Annotated in this window: 12 protein-coding genes; 5 read left to right on the top strand and 7 right to left on the bottom strand. The window is 63.2% G+C overall.

What is annotated here, in order from left to right:
- Window positions 1–89 precede the first annotated feature (89 nt).
- From AYM40_RS03885 to apbC, 5 genes are all read right to left on the bottom strand, one after another.
- Window positions 90–854, bottom strand: a complete 765-nt coding sequence (locus tag AYM40_RS03885; protein ID WP_063497826.1) for a lysozyme inhibitor LprI family protein — start codon at window positions 852–854, stop codon at window positions 90–92.
- 2 nt (window positions 855–856) lie between these two features.
- Window positions 857–3,142: an arginine/lysine/ornithine decarboxylase gene (locus AYM40_RS03880; protein WP_063495072.1), complete on the bottom strand. Its 2,286-nt coding sequence runs from the start codon at window positions 3,140–3,142 to the stop codon at window positions 857–859.
- Between the two features lie 84 nt (window positions 3,143–3,226).
- Window positions 3,227–3,796, bottom strand: coding sequence for a dCTP deaminase (gene dcd, locus AYM40_RS03875; protein ID WP_028200499.1), 570 nt, complete (start codon window positions 3,794–3,796; stop codon window positions 3,227–3,229).
- A 275-nt stretch (window positions 3,797–4,071) separates the two neighbouring features.
- Complete coding sequence (locus tag AYM40_RS03870) at window positions 4,072–4,605, bottom strand: superoxide dismutase family protein (protein WP_063495071.1); 534 nt, start codon at window positions 4,603–4,605, stop codon at window positions 4,072–4,074.
- Between the two features lie 152 nt (window positions 4,606–4,757).
- Entirely contained in the window at window positions 4,758–5,846 is a 1,089-nt protein-coding gene (apbC, locus tag AYM40_RS03865; RefSeq protein WP_063495070.1) for an iron-sulfur cluster carrier protein ApbC, read from the bottom strand.
- 331 nt (window positions 5,847–6,177) lie between these two features.
- Between apbC and AYM40_RS03860 the strand changes: the two genes are divergently transcribed.
- The 3 genes from AYM40_RS03860 (at window position 6,178) to AYM40_RS03850 (ending at window position 12,529) form a co-directional block, all read left to right on the top strand.
- Window positions 6,178–6,831 carry an OmpA family protein gene (locus AYM40_RS03860; RefSeq protein ID WP_063495069.1) on the top strand — a complete coding sequence of 218 codons (654 nt, stop codon included), beginning with the start codon at window positions 6,178–6,180 and terminating at the stop codon, window positions 6,829–6,831.
- A 442-nt stretch (window positions 6,832–7,273) separates the two neighbouring features.
- Window positions 7,274–9,409 carry a methionine--tRNA ligase gene (metG, locus tag AYM40_RS03855; RefSeq protein WP_063495068.1) on the top strand — a complete coding sequence of 712 codons (2,136 nt, stop codon included), beginning with the start codon at window positions 7,274–7,276 and terminating at the stop codon, window positions 9,407–9,409.
- Window positions 9,410–10,174: 765 nt separating this feature from the next.
- Window positions 10,175–12,529 (top strand): enterotoxin A family protein, encoded by a 2,355-nt coding sequence (locus AYM40_RS03850; RefSeq protein ID WP_158515237.1) that lies wholly within the window; start codon window positions 10,175–10,177, stop codon window positions 12,527–12,529.
- A gap of 63 nt (window positions 12,530–12,592) precedes the next feature.
- On the opposite strand, the gene AYM40_RS03845 is transcribed toward AYM40_RS03850, so the two are convergent.
- Entirely contained in the window at window positions 12,593–16,894 is a 4,302-nt protein-coding gene (locus AYM40_RS03845; protein ID WP_063495066.1) for a translocation/assembly module TamB domain-containing protein, read from the bottom strand.
- 28 nt (window positions 16,895–16,922) lie between these two features.
- Window positions 16,923–18,761 carry an autotransporter assembly complex protein TamA gene (locus AYM40_RS03840; RefSeq protein WP_063495065.1) on the bottom strand — a complete coding sequence of 613 codons (1,839 nt, stop codon included), beginning with the start codon at window positions 18,759–18,761 and terminating at the stop codon, window positions 16,923–16,925.
- Window positions 18,762–19,030: 269 nt separating this feature from the next.
- On the opposite strand from AYM40_RS03840, the gene AYM40_RS03835 reads away from it, so the two are divergent.
- Both AYM40_RS03835 and AYM40_RS03830 read left to right on the top strand, forming a co-directional pair.
- Window positions 19,031–19,216, top strand: a complete 186-nt coding sequence (locus AYM40_RS03835; RefSeq protein ID WP_054035105.1) for a DUF3460 family protein — start codon at window positions 19,031–19,033, stop codon at window positions 19,214–19,216.
- A gap of 4 nt (window positions 19,217–19,220) precedes the next feature.
- The gene (locus AYM40_RS03830; RefSeq protein WP_063495064.1) at window positions 19,221–20,093 is read left to right on the top strand and encodes a segregation and condensation protein A; all 873 of its coding nucleotides are present in this window, start codon (window positions 19,221–19,223) and stop codon (window positions 20,091–20,093) included.
- Window positions 20,094–20,297: the final 204 nt, after the last annotated feature.

Raw genomic sequence — 20,297 nt, 5'->3', positions numbered from 1 at the left:
CGGGGAAAGTGGGAGGCTACCAGGCTGGCCCTGCGCCAGGCACTCCGTCAAGCGCCGACACTCATTGTTTGTCGGCGTTGCGACAGCCCTCAGTCGTTGCCCACCGTCTCCGACAAGCGCTTGATCGTGGCCACTCGTGCGCCAATGATATCGATGCGCCCACGCTCATCGATCAACGGCGTGGTCGCGATGAGATACGCGCTCCAGGCCTTTTGTGCGCGCGTGAGTGTAGCGCGCGAGCGCACCGGCATCTTCGCCTGCAAGCGGCGGTAGTAGCGGTTCAGATCGAACATCGCGTGTTCGCATTGCGCGTCCTCGGTACAGGCTCGCGGACGACGCGGCGGATCGCCCCCCGCGCTGAGCTTCGCCGCCGCGCTGCGCAGCGCCAGCGCGCGGTCACGCACCGGCTGCAATTGAATATCGGCTTCGGCGAGTTCATACATCGAGCCGTGCGTGGTTGCGAACACCGCACTCAGCAAGGGCTTCTCGGCATCGCGCGAGGCTTGCCAGCTGGTCTGACTCTTGTCCCACTGCTTGCGCTGCGCGGGCGGCAGCTTCGTCTGAAGCTGCTGCCACGCGCCGTCTAACGCGGCCTTCCAGCCGATCCGCGCGTTGTCCATGCACTGCACCTGCCCCGCCGTCGACGACATGTCGCTGCGCGCCAGACAGGTGCGCATCGACGCGTCGATCGGATCGGCGGCGGCGGCTTCGGCATGCGCCGCCGAGGGCGTCACGCCGAGCGTCGCAGCAAGCACCGCGCCTAGCACCGCCGCCGACATCGCCGACGTCAGGGCCAGCGCGCCAAACGCGCGCCGCCAGCGGTCAACGCCCAGCAGGGACTTCACTATCCGCATCGTCAGGCGCGCACGCAATCGACGAAGTATTCGATGCGCCCGTTGATGGTTTCGCCGACAAGCCCGTGGATATCCGTGTGGAAACCCGGGAAGCGCGCGTTGAACTCGCGCGCGAAACGTAGATAGTTGACGATGGTCTTGTTGAAGCGCTCGCCCGGAATCAGCAACGGAATGCCCGGCGGATACGGCGTCAACAGGATCGATGTGACGCGGCCTTCGAGTTCGTCGATCGGTACCCGGTCGATCTCGCGGTGCGCGAGCTTGGCGAATGCATCCGACGGCTTCATTGCCGGCTCCATGCTCGACAGGTACATCTCGGTTGTCAGGCGCGCAATGTCGTTCGCGCGATACACGCTGTGGATCTGCTCGCACAGATCGCGCAGACCGACACGCTCGTACATCGGATGATGCGAGACGAATTCGGGCAGCACGCGCCACAGCGGCTGGTTGTTGTCGTAGTCGTCCTTGAACTGCTGCAACTCAGTCACCATCGAGTTCCAACGGCCCTTGGTGATGCCGATCGTGAACATGATGAAGAACGAATACAGCCCGGTCTTCTCGACGATGATGCCGTGCTCGGCCAGGTACTTCGTGACGATCGCAGCCGGAATGCCGGACTCGCCGAAGCCGCCGTCCATATCCAGACCCGGCGTGACGATGGTCGCCTTGATCGGGTCGAGCATGTTGAAGCCTTCGGCGAGCGGGCCGAAACCGTGCCACGCGTCGTTCGGGCGCAGCATCCAGTCTTCGCGCGAGCCGATGCCTTCTTCGGCGAACTGGTCCGGGCCCCACACCTTGAAGAACCAGTCGTCGCCGTACTCGGCGTCGACCTTGCTCATCGCGCGGCGGAAGTCGAGCGCCTCGGCAATCGACTCTTCAACGAGTGCCGTGCCGCCCGGCGCTTCCATCATGGCCGCGGCCACGTCGCACGAGGCGATGATCGCGTACTGCGGGCTGGTGGACGTGTGCATCAGATACGCTTCATTGAAGCGATGCTTGTCGAAGCGGCTATTCTTCGAATCCTGCACGACGATCTGCGAAGCCTGCGAAATACCGGCCAGCAGCTTGTGCGTGGAGTGCGTCGCGAACACCAGCGCGCCGATGCGCGGACGGCCCGCACCGATCGCATGCATGTCCTGATAGAACTCGTGGAATTCCGCGTGCGGCAGCCACGCTTCGTCGAAGTGCAGCGTATCGAGCCAATCGCCGAGCATTTCCTTGATCATCTCGACGTTGTAGATCACGCCGTCGTAGGTGCTCTGCGTGATGGTCAGGATGCGTGGCTTCAGTTCCGGATTCCTGGCCAACGCTTCGCGCGCGAACGGATTCGCCAGGATCTTCTTCTTGATGTTCTCCGGCTCGAATTCGCTGCGCGGAATCGGGCCAATGATGCCGAAGTTATTACGCGTCGGCGTGAGAAACACCGGAATCGCGCCGGTCATGGTGATCGCGTGCAGGATCGACTTGTGGCAGTTGCGGTCCACCAGCACGATGTCGCCCGGCGCAACCGTGCCATGCCAGACAATCTTGTTCGAGGTCGACGTGCCGTTGGTCACGAAGAACACGTGGTCGGCACTGAAAATGCGCGCGGCGTTGCGCTCCGATGCTGCGACCGGACCCGTGTGGTCGAGCAGCTGGCCGAGTTCGTCGACGGCGTTACACACGTCGGCGCGCAGCATGTTCTCGCCGAAGAACTGGTGGAACATCTGGCCAAGCGGGCTCTTCAGGAACGCGACGCCGCCCGAGTGCCCCGGGCAATGCCACGAATAGGAGCCTTCGTCCGCGTACTGCACCAGCTCCTTGAAGAACGGCGGCGCGAGCGAATCCAGATACACCTTGGTCTCGCGGATGATATGGCGCGCGACGAATTCCGGCGTGTCCTCGAACATGTGGATGAAGCCGTGCAGTTCGCGCAGGATGTCGTTCGGCAGGTGGCGCGAAGTGCGCGTTTCGCCGTACAGGAAGATCGGAATATCGGCGTTGCGGCGGCGCACTTCGGTCACGAACGCGCGCAATGCGACGATCGCGGCGGCCAGTTCCGGCGTCTCGCCGTCCACCACCACGTTCTCGACGTACGGCAGCAGTTCATCGTCGTCGATCGACAGGATGAAGCATGAGGCGCGGCTCGACTGCTGCGCGAACGAAGTCAGATCGCCATAGCTCGTCAGCCCGAGCACTTCCGCGCCTTCTTTCTCGATAGCTTCGGCCAAAGCCCGGATGCCGGAACCCGAGATGTTCTCGGAGCGAAAATCTTCGTCGATGATGACGACGGGAAAACGAAACTTCATGGGCGATTCTCCAAAAAGAACGACCGCTGCATTCGACCAGGCAGCGGTCACCCGAATAGCTGGTGGGTCAGTACGCTGCCGACGTCAGGTCTTGGGCAACGTGACGCCGTGCTGACCTTGATATTTGCCGCCGCGATCCGCGTACGACGTTTCACAAATCTCGTCGCTTTCGAAAAACAGCACTTGAGCGACGCCTTCGTTCGCGTAGATTTTCGCAGGCAAAGGTGTCGTATTCGAGAATTCGAGCGTAACGTGCCCTTCCCATTCCGGCTCGAACGGCGTCACGTTGACGATGATCCCGCAACGCGCATACGTGGATTTGCCCAGACACACGGTCAGGACGCTGCGCGGAATACGGAAATACTCGACGGTGCGGGCCAGCGCGAACGAATTCGGCGGGATGATGCAGACATCGCCCTTGAAGTCGACAAACGATTTCTCGTCGAAGTTCTTCGGATCGACAATGGTCGAGTTGATGTTAGTGAAGATCTTGAATTCGTCGGCGCAGCGGATGTCGTAGCCGTAGCTCGATGTACCGTAGCTGACAATCTTCCGGCCGTCTTCGGAGACGCGGACCTGATCCGGCGCAAACGGCTCGATCATATTGTGCGACTCGGCCATGCGCCGGATCCACTTGTCGGATTTGATAGTCATAGGTGAACGCTGCTCGACTTGAGTGACAGATGTGTGACGGATAAGAACCCGGTGTACGGGCTACGTGCCCCGGGCCGGGCACCATCGGCTACGCGCCCCCGGTTAGGTGCCCCCGGCCAGGTGCCCCGAACGAAAGGCGCTTATTTTACGCGATCACGAGAATGCTGCCGCGGGCGAAGTGCCGGAGCAGTCCGCGACACCCCCGAAGGTGTGCCGCAAGCTCATTCAAACGGCTAAACGCTTGCGGAGAATGAGACCCGCGGCCTGCGCCGCTCTCACTGGCGAATCACGCCGCATGCGAGCGCGGGGCCTGCGCCATGCTGCGGATACGCATAAGGGTCGGTCGCGTCGTGATGCAGCAGCACTGCACGTTGCAACACCGAGCGGATACCGTCGAGCGACACGTCCGGCGCAACGATGAAGCCGGTGGCCACGCCATTCGCGTCCGCGTGGATGTTGCCGAGATCGCCTTCGACCCGGACCCCTGCTTTGAGACGCTCGGCGGCCGGCGAAAACACCTGGCCGGCGCTGGAGCCGTCGGCGGCATTGCAGTCGCCGCGCTCATGCACTTGCAATGCGTGGTCGCTATTGGGCGGCAAGCCCGAGAGATTGTAGGTGACCTGCACGCCGTCCGAACGCTCGATGAACGTGACGAGACCGCGTGCCTGATTGCCCACGGTGGGCAGCAACTGCGCGTCGGCACGCTTTTCCTGTGGTCTCAGGAACGTGCTACAGCCGCATAACAGCACACTGCTGGCAGCCAGGACGATGAACGCATGCACCGCCCGCCCGTCGATTCGTTTTCCCATGCGATCCTCTTGCCGGCCTGGCGGCCGCCCCTGCGGCCGCCGAGCCGAACTTGTGAAGTCGACATGATACCGCGAGACCAGGCGCAAATTGACGCCTTGGCCCCGCTTTGGCCCCGCTTTGGCCCCGCTTTGGCCCTTGTCCGAACGGTTAGTCAGGTGTTCTGGACAACGATGCTGGGAAACTTCGAAGTCATGTCGCGAGCCCGCTCGGCGATATGGATCGCCACCTTGCGCGCGATCGACCGGTAGATCCCGGCGATGCGCCCTTCCGGATCCGCCACGACAGTAGGTTTGCCCGAGTCGGCCTGCTCGCGGATGGCGATATCGAGCGGCAGGCTGCCGAGCACGTCGACGCCGTATTCCTTGCCCATCCGCTCGCCGCCGCCCGCGCCGAAGATATGCTCTTCGTGGCCGCAATTCGAGCAGATATGCATGCCCATGTTCTCGACGATGCCGAGGATCGGAATGCCGACCTTCTCGAACATTTTGAGGCCCTTCTTCGCGTCGAGCAGCGCGATGTCCTGCGGCGTCGTGACGATCACGGCGCCCGTCACCGGCACGCGCTGCGACAAGGTCAGCTGAATGTCGCCGGTGCCCGGCGGCATGTCGACGATCAGGTAGTCGAGATCCTGCCAGTTGGTCTGCCGTAGCAGCTGTTCGAGCGCTGAGGTGGCCATCGGACCGCGCCACACCATCGGGTTGTCCTGCTCGATCAGAAAGCCGATCGAGTTGGCTTGCAAGCCGTGGCCGGTCATCGGGTTCATCGACTTTTCGTCGGGGGATTCGGGGCGCCCGGCAATCCCAAGCATCATCGGTAACGAAGGGCCGTAGATATCCGCATCGAGGATGCCGACCGACGCGCCTTCGCTCGCCAGTGCCAGCGCGAGATTCACAGCGGTCGTGCTCTTGCCGACCCCGCCCTTGCCCGACGCCACCGCGACAATGTTTTTAACGTTCGGCAGTAGTTTGACGCCGCGCTGCACGGTGTGCGCAGCGATGTTCTGGGACACCTCGACGCGTGCGTTTGCCACGCCGGGAACGGCCCGCAGTGCCTCGGCGAATTGCGTGCGGATCGCTTCAAACTGCCGCTTGGCCGGATAGCCGAGTACCACCTCGAGGCTAACCGCGTCACCCTCCACGGCCACGTTCTTGATGTTCCTGGCAGCCGCGTAGGGCTTGCCCGTGTTGGGGTCAGTGACGGCCGCGAGGGCAGCGTCGACCAAAGCCCGATCGATACTCATTGACACTCCGTGGGGAACACTTGCGGCGCGGCGGAATCGAAGCTTCGGCCACGCGCCGGAATTTGAAAAAAATTGTTAGACAGCATTGCTAAAACCAGGCGCGCCGTGCACCCTTCGGGCAGGCGGAACGCCATGGGGTCGCATCGCTGCGTACTTCAGTCATCATTGTAGTGGCTGGCGCCAAGCCTTGCCGGAAGACCCTTCTCCACTGTCGGACCGGAACCAGGGAAGACACAGGATTCTCGTATTGTCGACTTGCGCGCTTTACGGCCGTCACGTTCAACGGATAGATTGATCGCTTCCACCCGCTTCACTCAAGAGGAATCAAAAAATGAATGCAAAAATCATGACTCGCCTTGCCGTTTTCGCCGTTGCCGGTTCGTTGCTGGCAGGCTGTGCAAGCCAACAGGGCACCAACACGGCAGTCGGCACGGGCGTGGGCGCCGCGACCGGCGCGGCGATCGGTGCGATCTTCGGCGGCGGCAAGGGCGCGGCGATCGGCGCGGGCGCCGGCGCGGCGGTCGGCGGCATCACCGGCTACAACTGGCAAGCCATTCACAACAAGCTGTCGGGCGCTACCAAGGGCACCGGCACGCAGATCACCGAGCAGCCGGACGGCTCGCTCAAGCTGAACATCCCGAGCTCGGTCACGTTCGACACCAACAGCTACGCGATCAAGCCGTCGTTCGCGCCGGTGCTGGATCAGCTGACGCAGACCATGCAGCAGAATCCGGAACTGATCGCTCAGGTGATCGGCTACACGGATAGCACGGGTCAGCCGGCTTACAACCAGACGCTGTCTGTCAATCGCGCGGAAAGCGTGACCGGCTATCTGGGGCAACGCGGCGTCGCGCCGCAACGCCTGTCGGCAAGCGGCATGGGCCAGAACCAGCCGGTCGCTGACAACAACACCGAAGCCGGCCGTGCAGCAAACCGTCGCGTGGAAATCTATCTGCGCGCCACGGCTCAACACGCCACGCAATAAGGGCAGAGCCTGAAAGAGGACAAAGCCGCCAGGTGCCTGGCGGCTCTTGCCGCCGGCCTTTGCCATCTCGTGCCGCCTTTTACCGCCGGCGTCAGGCGTCAGGCGTCAGGCAAACCGTAAAAAGCAGACGAAAGAAAATCTTGCACGAGAACGAAGAAATTTTCGAACTCTGCCGAAAATCAGCGGTCTGTCTTTACGGTACGTGGCTGGCGAAGCCGCCGCGTCACCATTCTCCTCTTGTCGTTGTTGCTCCGGGGTTAATAGCCCCGGTTTTTTTTGGGCGCTCGCTTTTCGCCTCGCAGGAAGTCCCCTTGGGGGACACACCGTCAAGCCCAGGCACCGACCCAGCCGCGTCCCAAGCGGCCTAAGTGGCCCAGCGCGCGCCGGGCGCGTGCCCTGCTAGAATCAACGTTTCGTCCCACCGCAGGCTCCCACCATCCTTATGTCAGCACCCGCAACCGATCTCTCCGCAGGCGCGCCGTCAGGCCGTCGCCAGGTTCTCGTCACGTCGGCCCTTCCGTATGCGAATGGGCAAATCCATATCGGCCATCTGGTCGAATATATCCAGACGGACATCTGGGTCCGGACGTTGCGAATGCACGGGCATGAGGTCTACTACGTGGGCGCCGACGACACGCACGGCACGCCGGTCATGCTGCGTGCGGAAAAGGAAGGTCTGACGCCGAAGCAGCTGATCGACCGCGTCTGGCAGGAGCACAAGCGCGATTTCGACAGCTTTGGGATTTCGTTCGACAATTACTACTCGACCGATTCCGAGGAAAACCGCGTCCTGAGCGAATCGGTCTACCTGGCGCTCAAGGAAGCCGGCCTGATCGAAGCGCGCGACATCGAACAGGCCTACGACCCCGTCAAGGAAATGTTCCTGCCGGACCGCTTCATCAAGGGCGAATGCCCGAAGTGCGGCGCGAAGGATCAATACGGCGACAGCTGCGAGGTATGCGGTTCGACTTACCTGCCGACCGAACTGGTCAATCCGTATTCGGTTGTCTCGGGCGCGACGCCGATTCGCAAGACCTCGACGCACTACTTCTTCCGCCTGTCCGATCCGCGCTGCGAGAATTTCCTGCGCGCGTGGGTCAGCGGCCTCGCGCAGCCGGAAGCCACCAACAAGATGCGCGAATGGCTCGGCGACGCTGGCGAAGCCAAGCTCGCCGACTGGGATATTTCGCGCGACGCGCCGTATTTCGGCTTCGAAATTCCGGGCGCGCCGGGCAAATATTTCTACGTGTGGCTGGACGCCCCGGTCGGCTATTACGCGAGCTTCAAGAACCTGGCCGTTAAGCGCGGCCTCGACTTCGACGCGTGGGTTCGCAAGGGCTCGACCGCCGAGCAGTACCACTTCATCGGCAAAGACATTCTGTATTTCCACACGCTGTTCTGGCCGGCCATGCTCGAATTCTCGGGCCACCGCACACCGACCAACGTGTTCGCGCACGGCTTCCTGACGGTGGACGGCGCAAAGATGTCAAAGTCGCGCGGCACGTTCATCACCGCGCAAAGCGTGATCGACACGGGCCTGAATCCGGAATGGCTGCGCTACTACTTCGCCGCCAAGCTGAACAGCACGATGGAAGACCTCGACCTGAACCTCGACGACTTCCAGGCGCGCGTGAACAGCGATCTGGTCGGCAAGTACGTGAACATCGCGAGCCGCGCCGCCGGCTTCCTGATCAAGCGTTTCGACGGCCGCGTGCAGGACAGCGCCATGCAGCACCCGTTGCTCGCCACGCTGCGCGCCGCCGTGCCGCAAATCGCCGCGAACTATGAGGCGCGCGAGTACAACCGCGCGCTGCGCCAGACCATGGAACTGGCCGACGCGGTCAATGCGTACGTCGACACCGCCAAGCCGTGGGATCAGGCGAAAGACCCGGCCAACGAGGTCGCATTGCACGAAACCTGCAGCGTGAGTATCGAGGCGTTCCGTCTGCTGTCGCTGGCGCTCAAGCCGGTGTTGCCGAAGCTGGCGGAAGCGGTGGAAGCCTTCCTCGGCATCGAGCCGTTGGTGTGGGCCGACGCGAACGTGCCGCTCTCCTCCACGCGCCCGATCAACGCGTACAAGCATCTGATGACGCGCGTCGACCCGAAGCAGATCGAGGCGCTCATCGCAGCGAATCGCGACTCGCTGCAAGCCACGCCGGAAGCTGCGGCGCCAGCGGATGCGAAGGCCAAGTCGAAAGCAGCGAAAGCGGCCGCTGCCGATAAAGATGAAGCGCCCGGCGTCATCTCGATCGACGACTTCGCCAGGATCGATCTGCGCATTGCGAAGATTGTCGACTGCAAGGCGGTGGAAGGCTCGGACAAGCTGCTGCAACTCACGCTCGACGTCGGCGAAGAGAAAACGCGCAACGTGTTCTCGGGCATCAAGTCGGCCTACCAGCCGGAGCAACTGGTCGGCAAGCTGACGGTGATGGTCGCGAACCTCGCCCCGCGCAAGATGAAGTTCGGCATGTCCGAAGGGATGGTGCTGGCGGCCTCCGCAACTGACGAGAAAGCCGAACCGGGTCTGTACGTGCTCGAGCCGGATAGCGGCGCGAAGCCGGGCATGCGCGTGAAGTAAGCCAGCCGCAGGTTCGCGGCTTTCGTAAAAAAGCACGTCTTCGGACGTGCTTTTTTCTTTGATGCGCGCCGCCTGCCACTTACAGCGCAGTGGCAGTCGTTGCAGCGATGCGCGCTATACGCAGGTATGTCATCACCCTCTTTGCAATATGCAAAACTGGTTTGAACCGGTCCAGTGTCCCATCACTGCCCCGGACGTTGCCCACAACCCGAGGACCATATCATGCGAGTTCAAGGATATAGCGCAAGCGCACCGCTCCCACTCACCGAGGAGAATTCACCTTCGTCCTCTTCGGACATCGCACAAACTGCGAAGCAAAATACGCCTAGCGCAGCCACGCAAGCGCCGCCCTCCCCACGCATCCGGACTTCGGCGCTCGCAAATCACGTGCAGCATCTCCTTGCCCCCCTGGCCAATGAAACTGCACGTTCACATCTGTCACCGGAAAGCAGGCAGATCGCGTCGCCAGATTCCGCAAACGATCAACCGCCGCAGCGGGTCAGGACACGACGCGGAGGGCGGCTCCCTCCTACGGGCGTGGCCGGTCTTCCACCAGAAGCTACGCAGGTCCCGTATCGGGGGGCGATCATCAATCTGAGGCCAAGCGCCGCGCCCAACAACTCACCGGAAGTACGGGAAGACTATGCCACCTTCGATAGCATGCATCGCCCCTCCTACGATAGCAGAGCACAAGTCACCGCAGACCGCTTGGCTCCGGCGGCAGGGCCAAACGTACCGCGGGACTTCGGCACGACGATGGCGACCATGGCAACAGCCGCCATTAATTCGGTGCCGCACGGTAGCAACCTGCTCGAAGCGGCTGCCGAAATCTACGACATGTACGCGAACGGGGGCACGGACAGGGAACATGTGCTCACCAGCATCGAGGGCTATCACCACGACGGCGAGTGGAACGGCGACGCGAGAGAGCTCGCGCACTACATCAGGCATCCAGGCGCCGCGGGACTGGAAAACGAGACCGCTGTGGTGGATGACCTGGCTCGCCATTTTTCCACGCCCTACAACCCTCATGGCGAAGCAATGGGACATCCCGAGACGTTTGCGCTGATAGGCTACGCGCCCGTCAACGATAACATTCCAGGGCGTGACAACTGGTCTCCGTCCGTGGTGTTTGCCGTGCAGCGATTACACACAACCGGCGATTACCGCAACGACAGGTATGCGCTCTACAGCCCCTACGACGGCGCCTTCCTCTACGAGAATTTCAATCAGTTAGCCTACGCTATATCCAACACTCCGTTAAACGAACCGGACACCCCGAATCCCGTTCATGCATACACGTCCTACTACGCGATGCAAAATGTGCTGCAGCACCCCATGGCAGAAGAACGCCTCGGCGACATCGGCGGCAGCTACGGAATGCCGGCCCTTCCAACGCTGCGCCCGCAGTCGTCCGGCGGCGCCGCGCCGCCTATGGCAATGCCATCCCTCACACCACCGCGGGCGGACTTGCCGCCACCGCCCGACTTCGACCAGCCGGGACCATCGGGCTATCAGCCGCGACCGCGCGACGACCTCAAACGCAGTGCCGACACCGAAGGCGAGCGCCAGCCAATGGCGCTATACCGCCCTTCCATCGTCACGCCGGCAGAGCTGAAGAAGCTCGGTCGCTTCAGCGCCGAACAGACTCCGCTCGGCAAGGTCAACCTCGACCTGCACAATTTCGACGTCGCGACCAACCCCTCCGTGATCGACGGTGCCGGCTATCTCGGCACCTTCCGTAAGCTCGAAACAGCACAGCAGAATCCGGCACTCGTCGACGCGAAGAACGGCTATGTCTATGCGGTCGCGCCCACGCCCAACATGGTCGACGTCAATGCCTCGCTCAGCGCGAATGCCCGCAACCCCGATACCGGCGAAGTCGCCGCAATGGGCCGCATCGACTACACGCAGATTCGCGGCTGGCAGAAAATGGAAAACGGCAAGCTCGGGAAGTTCACGGCCAATCCCGACTATCGCTGGGACGTCTACGACCAGACCCGTACCGCCGGCGCCCAGCCGCAACTGTCGCGCTTCGCCGCCGACAACCCGGCATGGAGCGACAGCGCGCATCGACCGTTCGCCACGACGCAGACACACAACGACACCACCACTTATGTGCCGACGCAGGAGCCAAACCTGACTCAAGCGACCTTCTACAACCACGCGTTGGAAAAAATTGGCTACCTGAACGACCAGCAGGCCAAGGGCCAGGATTATCGCGGGCCGGTGGAACTCATCGCTCACAACGGCGCCTACGGCACGCTACAGGCCAACGTCCACACACCGGCAGGGCAGCTCTTCTCGCCCAACGGCCCCGGCAACACCGACGTCACAGTCACAAACAGAGCAGCCGACGTGGGCGGTTATCACACATTCCGCATGGGCGACGACGGCCGGTTTCACACCAAGGTACTCGGCGAAGACGAAGTCTTGCGGGTGGGCAGCGACGGCTTTCTGAATCTCGACTACGCGCCCAAGGATCCGCAAAACAGGAATGGCGTGTTCCGCTACCAGGATAACCGTCTGGTTCACGAAGAAGACCACAAGGTGCTCACCTATTCCAATGCAGGCTATGCGTATGTGAGTGACCATGACTATGACAGCAGCTATTCGCAGTGGAAGCTGACCGGCAGCAGCAATAAGTCCTATGCGCCGCCGAAGAGCATCTACTCGTATCACGACAACAGCGCCGGCAGCGCCCGAACGCAGTATGAATTCGACAAGGACCCAGATTTGGCTTTGCCCACTGGAGCGACCCACTTCGTGACGTCCTTGCCCGGCGGCCCGTCGACCTATGAAGACACCGGCTCGTTCATACGCAACGCCACTCAGGACCAACAGCAGGAGCGAGCCAACTGGCTCAATCGCAACAACGCGGCGCTGCTGTTCAAAGACGGCTTCTATCTCACCGCGACCGGCGAGCACACCCTGGAGGTACGCAATCTGCAAGGCAACACTATCAAGACCGTTCAAACCGATGCCGCGTCGCAAAACGACGCATCCGGGATCAAGTCCGATTACTCGATATCCGATCGGACATGGTCTCGCCTGCAGAGCGAGCAGGACCGCAGGAAGAAGTTTGAAGAACTGAGCAAGACCGCGTATGCCGCGCAGTGACCGCGGATGATCGACGTCTGAGAGCGCCGCGCCTGTGCATTACCGGGCGCGGCACACTAGGTGTCACCACCGGATCCGGTCGAAGCGCCGTGTATAAAGCAGTGTCATGCCGTCGAACGTGCCGCCATATGCCGCGACCGACCAATAGCGCGTGAGGTTCACCGTCGCCTTGATCGCATTGCTGGCCGACTGCAGACCCTGTTCGTAGCCGATCACGAGCCACTCGTTGATCGCCTTCGACACCATCACCACCTGCGGATCGGTCAGGCCGACTTCGCTTCGGCCGATCGAAAACTCGTCGAGCCCGATGGTCTGTGCGATCCGTTTGCCGCTCGCGCTGCCGAGCAACGCGAGCGCCGTCGTCATGGTGCTTTGCTGACCGAGGTTATTGCCCTGATCCGTGCCGTGTCCAAACAGCAGCCATGAGAGCTTTTCGTTATCCGGCACGGACGGCTCAGAGATCAGCTTCGCCACCGGGAACTGAACCGTGCCCGTGACCTGCACGCCCGCCTCGACCTGCTGATTGCGGCGCATTGCCAGGATGTTGATGCCCGGATTGGCAACCGGACCGTTGAACGTGAAGAAGCCATTCTCGATGTTGAGCTTGCGGCCGAACGCGGTATAGGTCGAGCCCTTTGTCACGCGGACATTGCCGACCGCGCGCAACGGCAGGTTCGGTGCGCTCATCGCGGTGATCGTGCCGCTCAGGCCAAGGTCCGCGCCCATGCCGCGGAAACGGAAGCTATTGCCGAGACTGATGTCGATATTGGCGCGTGGCGCAAACGGACCGATCGGCTTGTTCGTGCCCGCCACCTGCGGCGGTGGCCGCTCGCCCGCCACCGTACCGTCCGGACGCACCACCACGACGTCGTCGCCGAGCTTCGGCGCGGACTGCTCCGGCATATCGAACAGCGCGTGATCGACCACGAATTTGCCGTTGATCGCCATGCCGCCCTCTGCCCCGCCGTTTGCCACGCTCGCGCTACCCGACAGCGACAGATTGCGGTCCGGCGCCGCGAACAACTCCAGCTTATCCGCGACGATGCTAGCGGACAGATCCGGCTGGGCACCATCCAGACGCACACGGCCGGTTGCGCGCAGCGTGCCGCTCGCGCCGTGAAACTCGACCTGCTGGAAATCCACCAGATTTTGCGAGAGCGCGATGCGCACCACGCCGTCCTTCAACTGCACACCCTGGTCGACCATCGTCGCCGACAAACCGTCGCCGATCAGCGACCCCGTCAGGTTCGGCTTGGCGACCGTGCCGCCGAGTGCGAGTTTTAGCGCGAGGTGGCCGTCGAGCAAATAGCTCGGGCCGAACAGTCCGCCGGTCGTTTTTAGCGATGGCACGTTCGCATTCACATTGCCGGTGAGCGCCCCCTCTTCGTTGACGCTCAGGAAGCCGTCACGCATCACGAGCGTGGTATGCGCGTCGGCGTCGATCACGCCGATCCGGCTGGCCTGCGCGTGGATGGTCGCATTCAGCCGGTTGCCGCCGCTGAACTCGGCGCGCGCGGTCATATCCGTGATACCCAGCGAGGTCAAACCACGGCCGATTTCGACCGTAACGTCGCCACCGCGACGCTTCAGCTGGATGTGGCCGCTCGCGGTGCTGCCGAGCGCGAAATCCCAGTCGCCGTCGAACACCAGATCGGTTTTGACGGCCGGTGGCGTGCCGGTGATCTCGCGACGCAGATCCTGCAGGCGCGCCAGCGAAATGTCGGTCAAGGTGCCTGCGGACTGGATCTTGCCGTGGTCGAAGGCGAACGATTTCAGGCTCAGCACCGCAGCTTCGAGCGTGAAACGCGTTGCGCCGAGCGTCAGGCGGTTCGGTCCGGCGCTGACGGCGAGCGGCGACTCGAGATTCAGCGCCGGCGTGCCCCGGTTCTGCAGGCGGGTCACCGTGCCGTCCCAGCGCGTGCCGTCGCGTGCTTCGGTCAGCTTGCCGTTGGCCGCAAGCGTCAGGTCGAGCGGACGGTCCTGCAACTTGCCGGTGGCGGCCGCCTCCAGTGAATGGTTTGCGCGCGTGCCGGACAGGCGTGCCGTGAGCGTGGTCAGATCGACGCCGCCGGCGCTGAGATTGCGCGCGTCGGTCGTGAAAACGAGCGCGCCGTTCGCGCCGTCACGCAGTTCGGCGTGACCTTCTGCATGGCCGATGCGGGTATTGCTGAACACCACGCTGTCTGCCTTGTAGTTCAGCACGACATTCGGATGCGCAAACGAGCCAGTAACGTCGCCATCCGCCGCGACGAGGCCGGCGAGGCCGAAACCGAGGCGCTCGAGTTCCGGCGCATCGACACGGAAACGCAGCCGGTCGCCGCGCGCGCCGAAGCTGCCTTGCAAGTCCACCTGATTGCCTGCCACCGAGAGATTCGCCCGGCTCGGCAGAATCCGCGAGCCGGCCAGCTGGACCACACCGCCGCCCGTCAACGGCAGGCCGTCGTAGACGCTCGGACCGAGTTTGAATTCGGCCTTGGTGGTGAAAACCGGGCCGAGCATGCCGGCCGCGGTGAGCGTGCCATTCACGCGTGCCTCGATCTTGCGGGCCGGCGGCGCACCGCGCTTGGGCGGCGGCGCTTTGCGTTGAACCACTTCGGCTCGCACTGCGGCTTTGGCGGTGTTCTTTACCGCGGCGGCGGCTTTGTCGCCAGGGGCCGCGCTTTTCGCACCGGCCGTGCTGCCCGCTTGCGCTGCGCCTTGCGCGAGCGCCTGACCTTTGGCATTGGCCGACGCGGGCGCCGGGCCGGTGACCGGCGTGCGCGACGGCATCTGCGAAGTCAGCGTCAACGGATCGAAATCGGTCAGTTGCGCTTTCAGGTTGTAGGTGGAATTCGCGTCGTGCTTGAGTGCGCCAGACAGATCGATGCGGCCTTTACCCGACGTGACACGCACGTCGTTGAAGCTCATGCGCGCGGGGTCGAAGGTCACTTTGCCTTGCGCGCGCAATCCTGCTTTCGGGTCGGCGAGATCCAGGGTCAGACTTTGCACGTCGTCGTTCAGACGGATGCCGATCGGACCGGAAAGCTGGGTGGGCCGCACGGCCGCTTCGAGGGCGTTCAGGTCGAGCCCGGCGACTTGCAGATCGAACTGACCGTGCTTGCCGGTCAGCGCGCCGCCGCCGGTGAGCGTGGCGCTCTTCACGAGCCGCACCTTCAGGTTCGAGATGCGCTGCGCCTGGGCGTCGAGGCGCACGTCGGTTTGCGCGTCGATCAAAGGCAGCAGGTTCTGGTCGATCGCCCCCGGTTTGGCGTTGACGATCGAGACATGGCCGGCGACGGCGAAACCTGCGGCGCGGGAAGCGCTGGTGGCACTCGCCGAACTTGCCGCGCCAGCACCGCTTGCGCCGCTCGCCGCGCTTGCGCTACCCAACACCACCGCCCCCGCCGCGTCCTGCCCCACCGGCTGCAGTTCAGCGCGCACCGCCAGATCCGCCAGCGGCGCGCCGGGCGCAAACGCCTGCGGATTGACGTGGTCGAAAGTCAGCGTGGCGCGTTGCAACGGCACGTCGCCGAACGGCGTCGCCTCGACCTGGGCATGGCCGGCGAGCTTCATGCCGCTGGCGTCGAGTTCGGCGATGAAATTCTCCAGCGAGCCGCTCAGATGGCCGCCCACCTGCACCGCCTCGTTGTTGACCTTGCCGGAATAGCCAAGATCGCCGGTCAACGGAAACGGCCGCACCCCGTCGAGCTTCGCCGCCGCCGTCACCGCGCCGAACGGCGTGTCCAGCCGCTCGATCGCGGCCTCGTGATGCCGGCCGTCGCTGCGGCCATGGAACATGAAGTGGGAAAGCTCGGTCGTCGACCCACCCTGGCGCAACAGCAGTTTGTCGACCTGCACGTCGCGCACTTCGAGTTGCATCGGCAAGCGCAAATCTTGCGGCAATTTCAGCGGTCCGCTGCTGCTCGACGACGAACCGACACGGGCGTCGATCGTCCCGATATGCAGATAGTCGATCGAGAAGCGCCAAGGCTTGCGCGTCAGTCCCCAGCGGCCGGCCACGCGGTCGATCTGGATATCCGTGCCGCTGCCGTCGAGACTGCGCCAGCGCACCTGCCGGAGTTGGACGCCGTTGGCGATAGCACCGCTCCCGAGCGTGCCAGTCAGCCTGCCACCCAGCAGCTTGACGGCCGCCTGCCACGCGTAAGCCGTTCCGCGCTCGGTCGTCAGCGCACCGTACAGCAGGCCGATTGCCGCGGCGACCAGCAGAACCTGCACGGCGACCATCCACGCAAGCGTTTTCAGCAACAACCGGCCGCGACAGCGCGCCGGCGGCGCGTCGGGCGGGGGCTGCTGTCCGGGCGGCCCTCCAGGCGGATGAGCGCCGGGCGGCTGCGCGGGTGCTTGGGCGGAGACGTGCGTGGTCATGCGTGGATCATGTAGAAGCAGGTTCCCATCAGAAGGCGATGCCGAGGGTCAGGTACGGCCGCACGCTCCGGTTGCGGATCCCATAGGCGACATCGACATTGACCGGGCCGACCGGGCTGCGCCAGCGCGCACCGACGCCGGCGCCGGGATAAAAGACTTTCTCGCCCCAGGTATCGGTGGCGGTGCCCACGTCGAAGAACGCGGCTGCGCCCCAGTCGTGAGTGAACCAGTGCTGATACTCGGCAGCCGCTGTCACGAGGTATTTGGTGGGCAGCACCGAGCCGTCGACGTTATTGCCGATGCTCTGATAGCTGTAGCCACGGATCGAATTCGAGCCACCCGCGCGGAATAGCAGCGAAGCCGGAATCCCGCTCGAACTGCCGCTCGTGAACACGCCGCCGAGTTCGGCACGGAACAGCACGAGGTCTTCCCTGCCGATTGGCAGGTACTGCTGGCCGCGGGCATAGCCGCGCACGAACGTCTGGTCGGTCAGCACGCCTTTGACCGCGAAGCCCGCTTCGACGTGAATCAGGTTGCCCGAACGCGGGAACAACGGATCGTCGGTATTGCGGCGGGTCCACGACCATGACGGCACCAGCGCGCGGCTGGTAGTCGGCGCGGCCGCGTTCTGATCGAGCCGGTCCTGGTAATAGAGGATCGCGTAGTTGTAGTCGATGAATTGCGACGTACGGGCCCGCTGCACGCCACCGCGGATACTGTAGATGCGCGTGTCGGACACGTCGGTCGTGGTGTAGGAAGCCAGCACGCTATTGGTCCACGCGCGCGGCCCCGGTGGCATTGCGAGCTGGATTTGCCCGTACTGCTGGATCTGGTCGATGCGGCCGTCGACCGTGAACGGCCACGCTTTGCCGAACGTGTCGAGATAGGAATACGAACCCTGGATCAGCGGGCCGTTGTCGGTCGAATAACCGACCCCGCCGCGCATACTGTTGTACGGATATTCCGACACCTTCACATGCACCGGCGTATCGACCGGTTTGGCCGGGTCGCTATCCACGTCGATCGCAACGCTCGCGAAGTACGGCGTGTTCTGCAACTGCCGCTGCAATTCGGCGACGCGCTGCACGTCGTAGATATCGCCGGCCGAAATCGGATTCACATTGTCGACGATCTGTTCCGGATAGCGCCGCGTGCCGGATACGTCGAGCTTGCCCATGGTGAAGGTCGGGCCGCTGTCATACGTCACCGACAATTTCGCTTCGTGCGTGCGCGGGTCGATCCGCGCCTCGGAGTGGTAGATCTTCGCGCCCACGTAACGGCGCGCCTGCAACGCCTTGAGCGACGCGTTTTTTGCGTCGTCCCAATTGCCTTGCGAAAACGGATCGCCTTCATGCAGTGAAAACGCGAAACGCGCGGCGTTTTCCTGCGCCGGATCTTCGGTCAGCACCGGACCGCGAAACGAGAGCGAAATCGACGTGATGAGGGTTTGCGGGCCGGGATCGACGCTCACCGTCACGCGCTTTTTGTCGTCGACGGTTCGCACGTCGGTGCGCACAACCGGCGTGAAATAGCCCTGCGTGGAGGCCAGATCGCGCACCTGCTGGGGGATGGCGGTAATCAGAAATTCGAACTGGTCGTCGCTGATGTCAGGACGTTTGGCGAAACGCGCCACGTCCAGGTGCGCTTCGAGCAGCTTGCGCAGCGAGCGCGGCGTGGCTTCGATATCGACCTTGTAGCTGGCGGCCGCGCGCCGCGCTGCGTGCGCGTCGACCGCGGCAAGCATGAGCATGAAGATGCCGAACGCCAGCCACGTGCGCAGCCAGCGCCGAACGGACAGCGGATGCCCAGACTCGTCACCGGTTTTGCCGCGCCGCACTCGCGGCGCTTCGATCGCGCACCCCGCCAAACAGGACCTCCGGCCGTGGTTGATGAATTCTGTCGCTCGGGGCCGCCGCGGCGGCCGAAGCTCGCTATTTGACCACATCGGCGAAGCCGCGCCATCTCTTAAAGGAGCGTTTGCAGCGTGAGGCGCGGCGAGCCCTGCGGGCCGGTACACCGCACCGGCCACCGTTTTTCGACCACGCGCGGCGCATGCGGTAAAATTATGGAATAGCAGCGGTGCCGCGCGGGTTCCCGCCAGCCAGCCGCCATCCCCCAAACCACGGACGTCTAGCCATGTATCAATCGGACATCACCCAATTCCTGAACCAACTCAAGCAGCAAAAACCGAATCTGGAAGCTGAGCAGCGCCGTGGCCGGTCGCTGCTGTGGGACAAACAGCCGATCGACCTTGAAGAACGCGCCGAGCAGAAAGCCTCGCGCGTAGAGCAGACGCCTTACTCGTACTATCAAAACTTCTAAGCGCGTGAGTCACGCCGACGAGGCAAAAGGCGCCACGCCGGTGCCCGACGCCGCGCTTGCCGCGCCCGCCACCGATTCGACGCCGGACATCGTGGACGGCATCGCTTTCGCACGCCTGTACGGCGAGCCGCTCTTCAAGCTGCCGACGGATCTGTACATTCCGCCGGATGCGCTCGAGGTGTTCCTCGAAACGTTCGAAGGCCCGCTGGATCTGTTGCTGTACCTGATCCGCAAGCAGAACTTCAACGTGCTCGATATCCCGATGGCGGACGTCACGGTCCAATACCTGGGCTACGTCGACCAGTTGCGTCAGACCAATCTCGAACTCGCGTCCGAGTATCTGCTGATGGCCGCGATGCTGATCGAGATCAAGTCGCGCATGCTGTTGCCGGTGAAAAAGGCCGATAGCGGCGACGAAGCCGAAGATCCGCGCGCGGAACTGGTGCGCCGCCTGCTCGAATACGAGCAGATGAAGCTCGCCGCCCAGCGCATCGACCACCTGCCGCAGCTTGGCCGCGATTTCCTGCGCGCCGAGGTATATATCGAGCAAAGCATCACGCCGCGCTTTCCGGATGTGGATAGCGAAGACCTGCGCGCCGCGTGGGCCGACGTGATCAAGCGCGCCAAGCTGGTTCAGCATCACAAGATTTCGCGCGAGGAATTGTCGGTGCGCGAGCATATGAGCACGATCCTGCGGCGGCTGCAGAATGCGCGCTTCATGGAGTTCTCGGATCTGTTCGACACGAGCAAAGGCGTGCCGGTGGTCGTGGTGAATTTCATCGCCATGCTCGAGTTGTGCCGTGAGTCGCTCATCGAAATTACTCAGGCCGAGCCGTTCGCACCGATTTATGTGCGCCTCGCCTATCTGCCGGCCTGAAGCCGGGAAACGGGGCTTGCGTGCGCCATCGCTGCAGCAGACGCCTCGCTGCGGTGCGGCCGCGGAACAAATCCACTACTTCGGTGCGCCCCCGGAACAAATCCACTACAATCCGGCGCTCCAAACCTGTCATTACAAGTGAGGCCGCCGGTCACGCAAACCCTGAGTTTTTGCGCCAACCGGGTCTCGCCCCGCGCAAGGAAA

Source organism: Paraburkholderia phytofirmans OLGA172 (assembly GCF_001634365.1).
GTDB lineage: Bacteria > Pseudomonadota > Gammaproteobacteria > Burkholderiales > Burkholderiaceae > Paraburkholderia.
The sequence above is the reverse complement of the archived record's forward strand: the minus strand, read 5'-3'. Positions and strand labels throughout refer to the sequence as shown.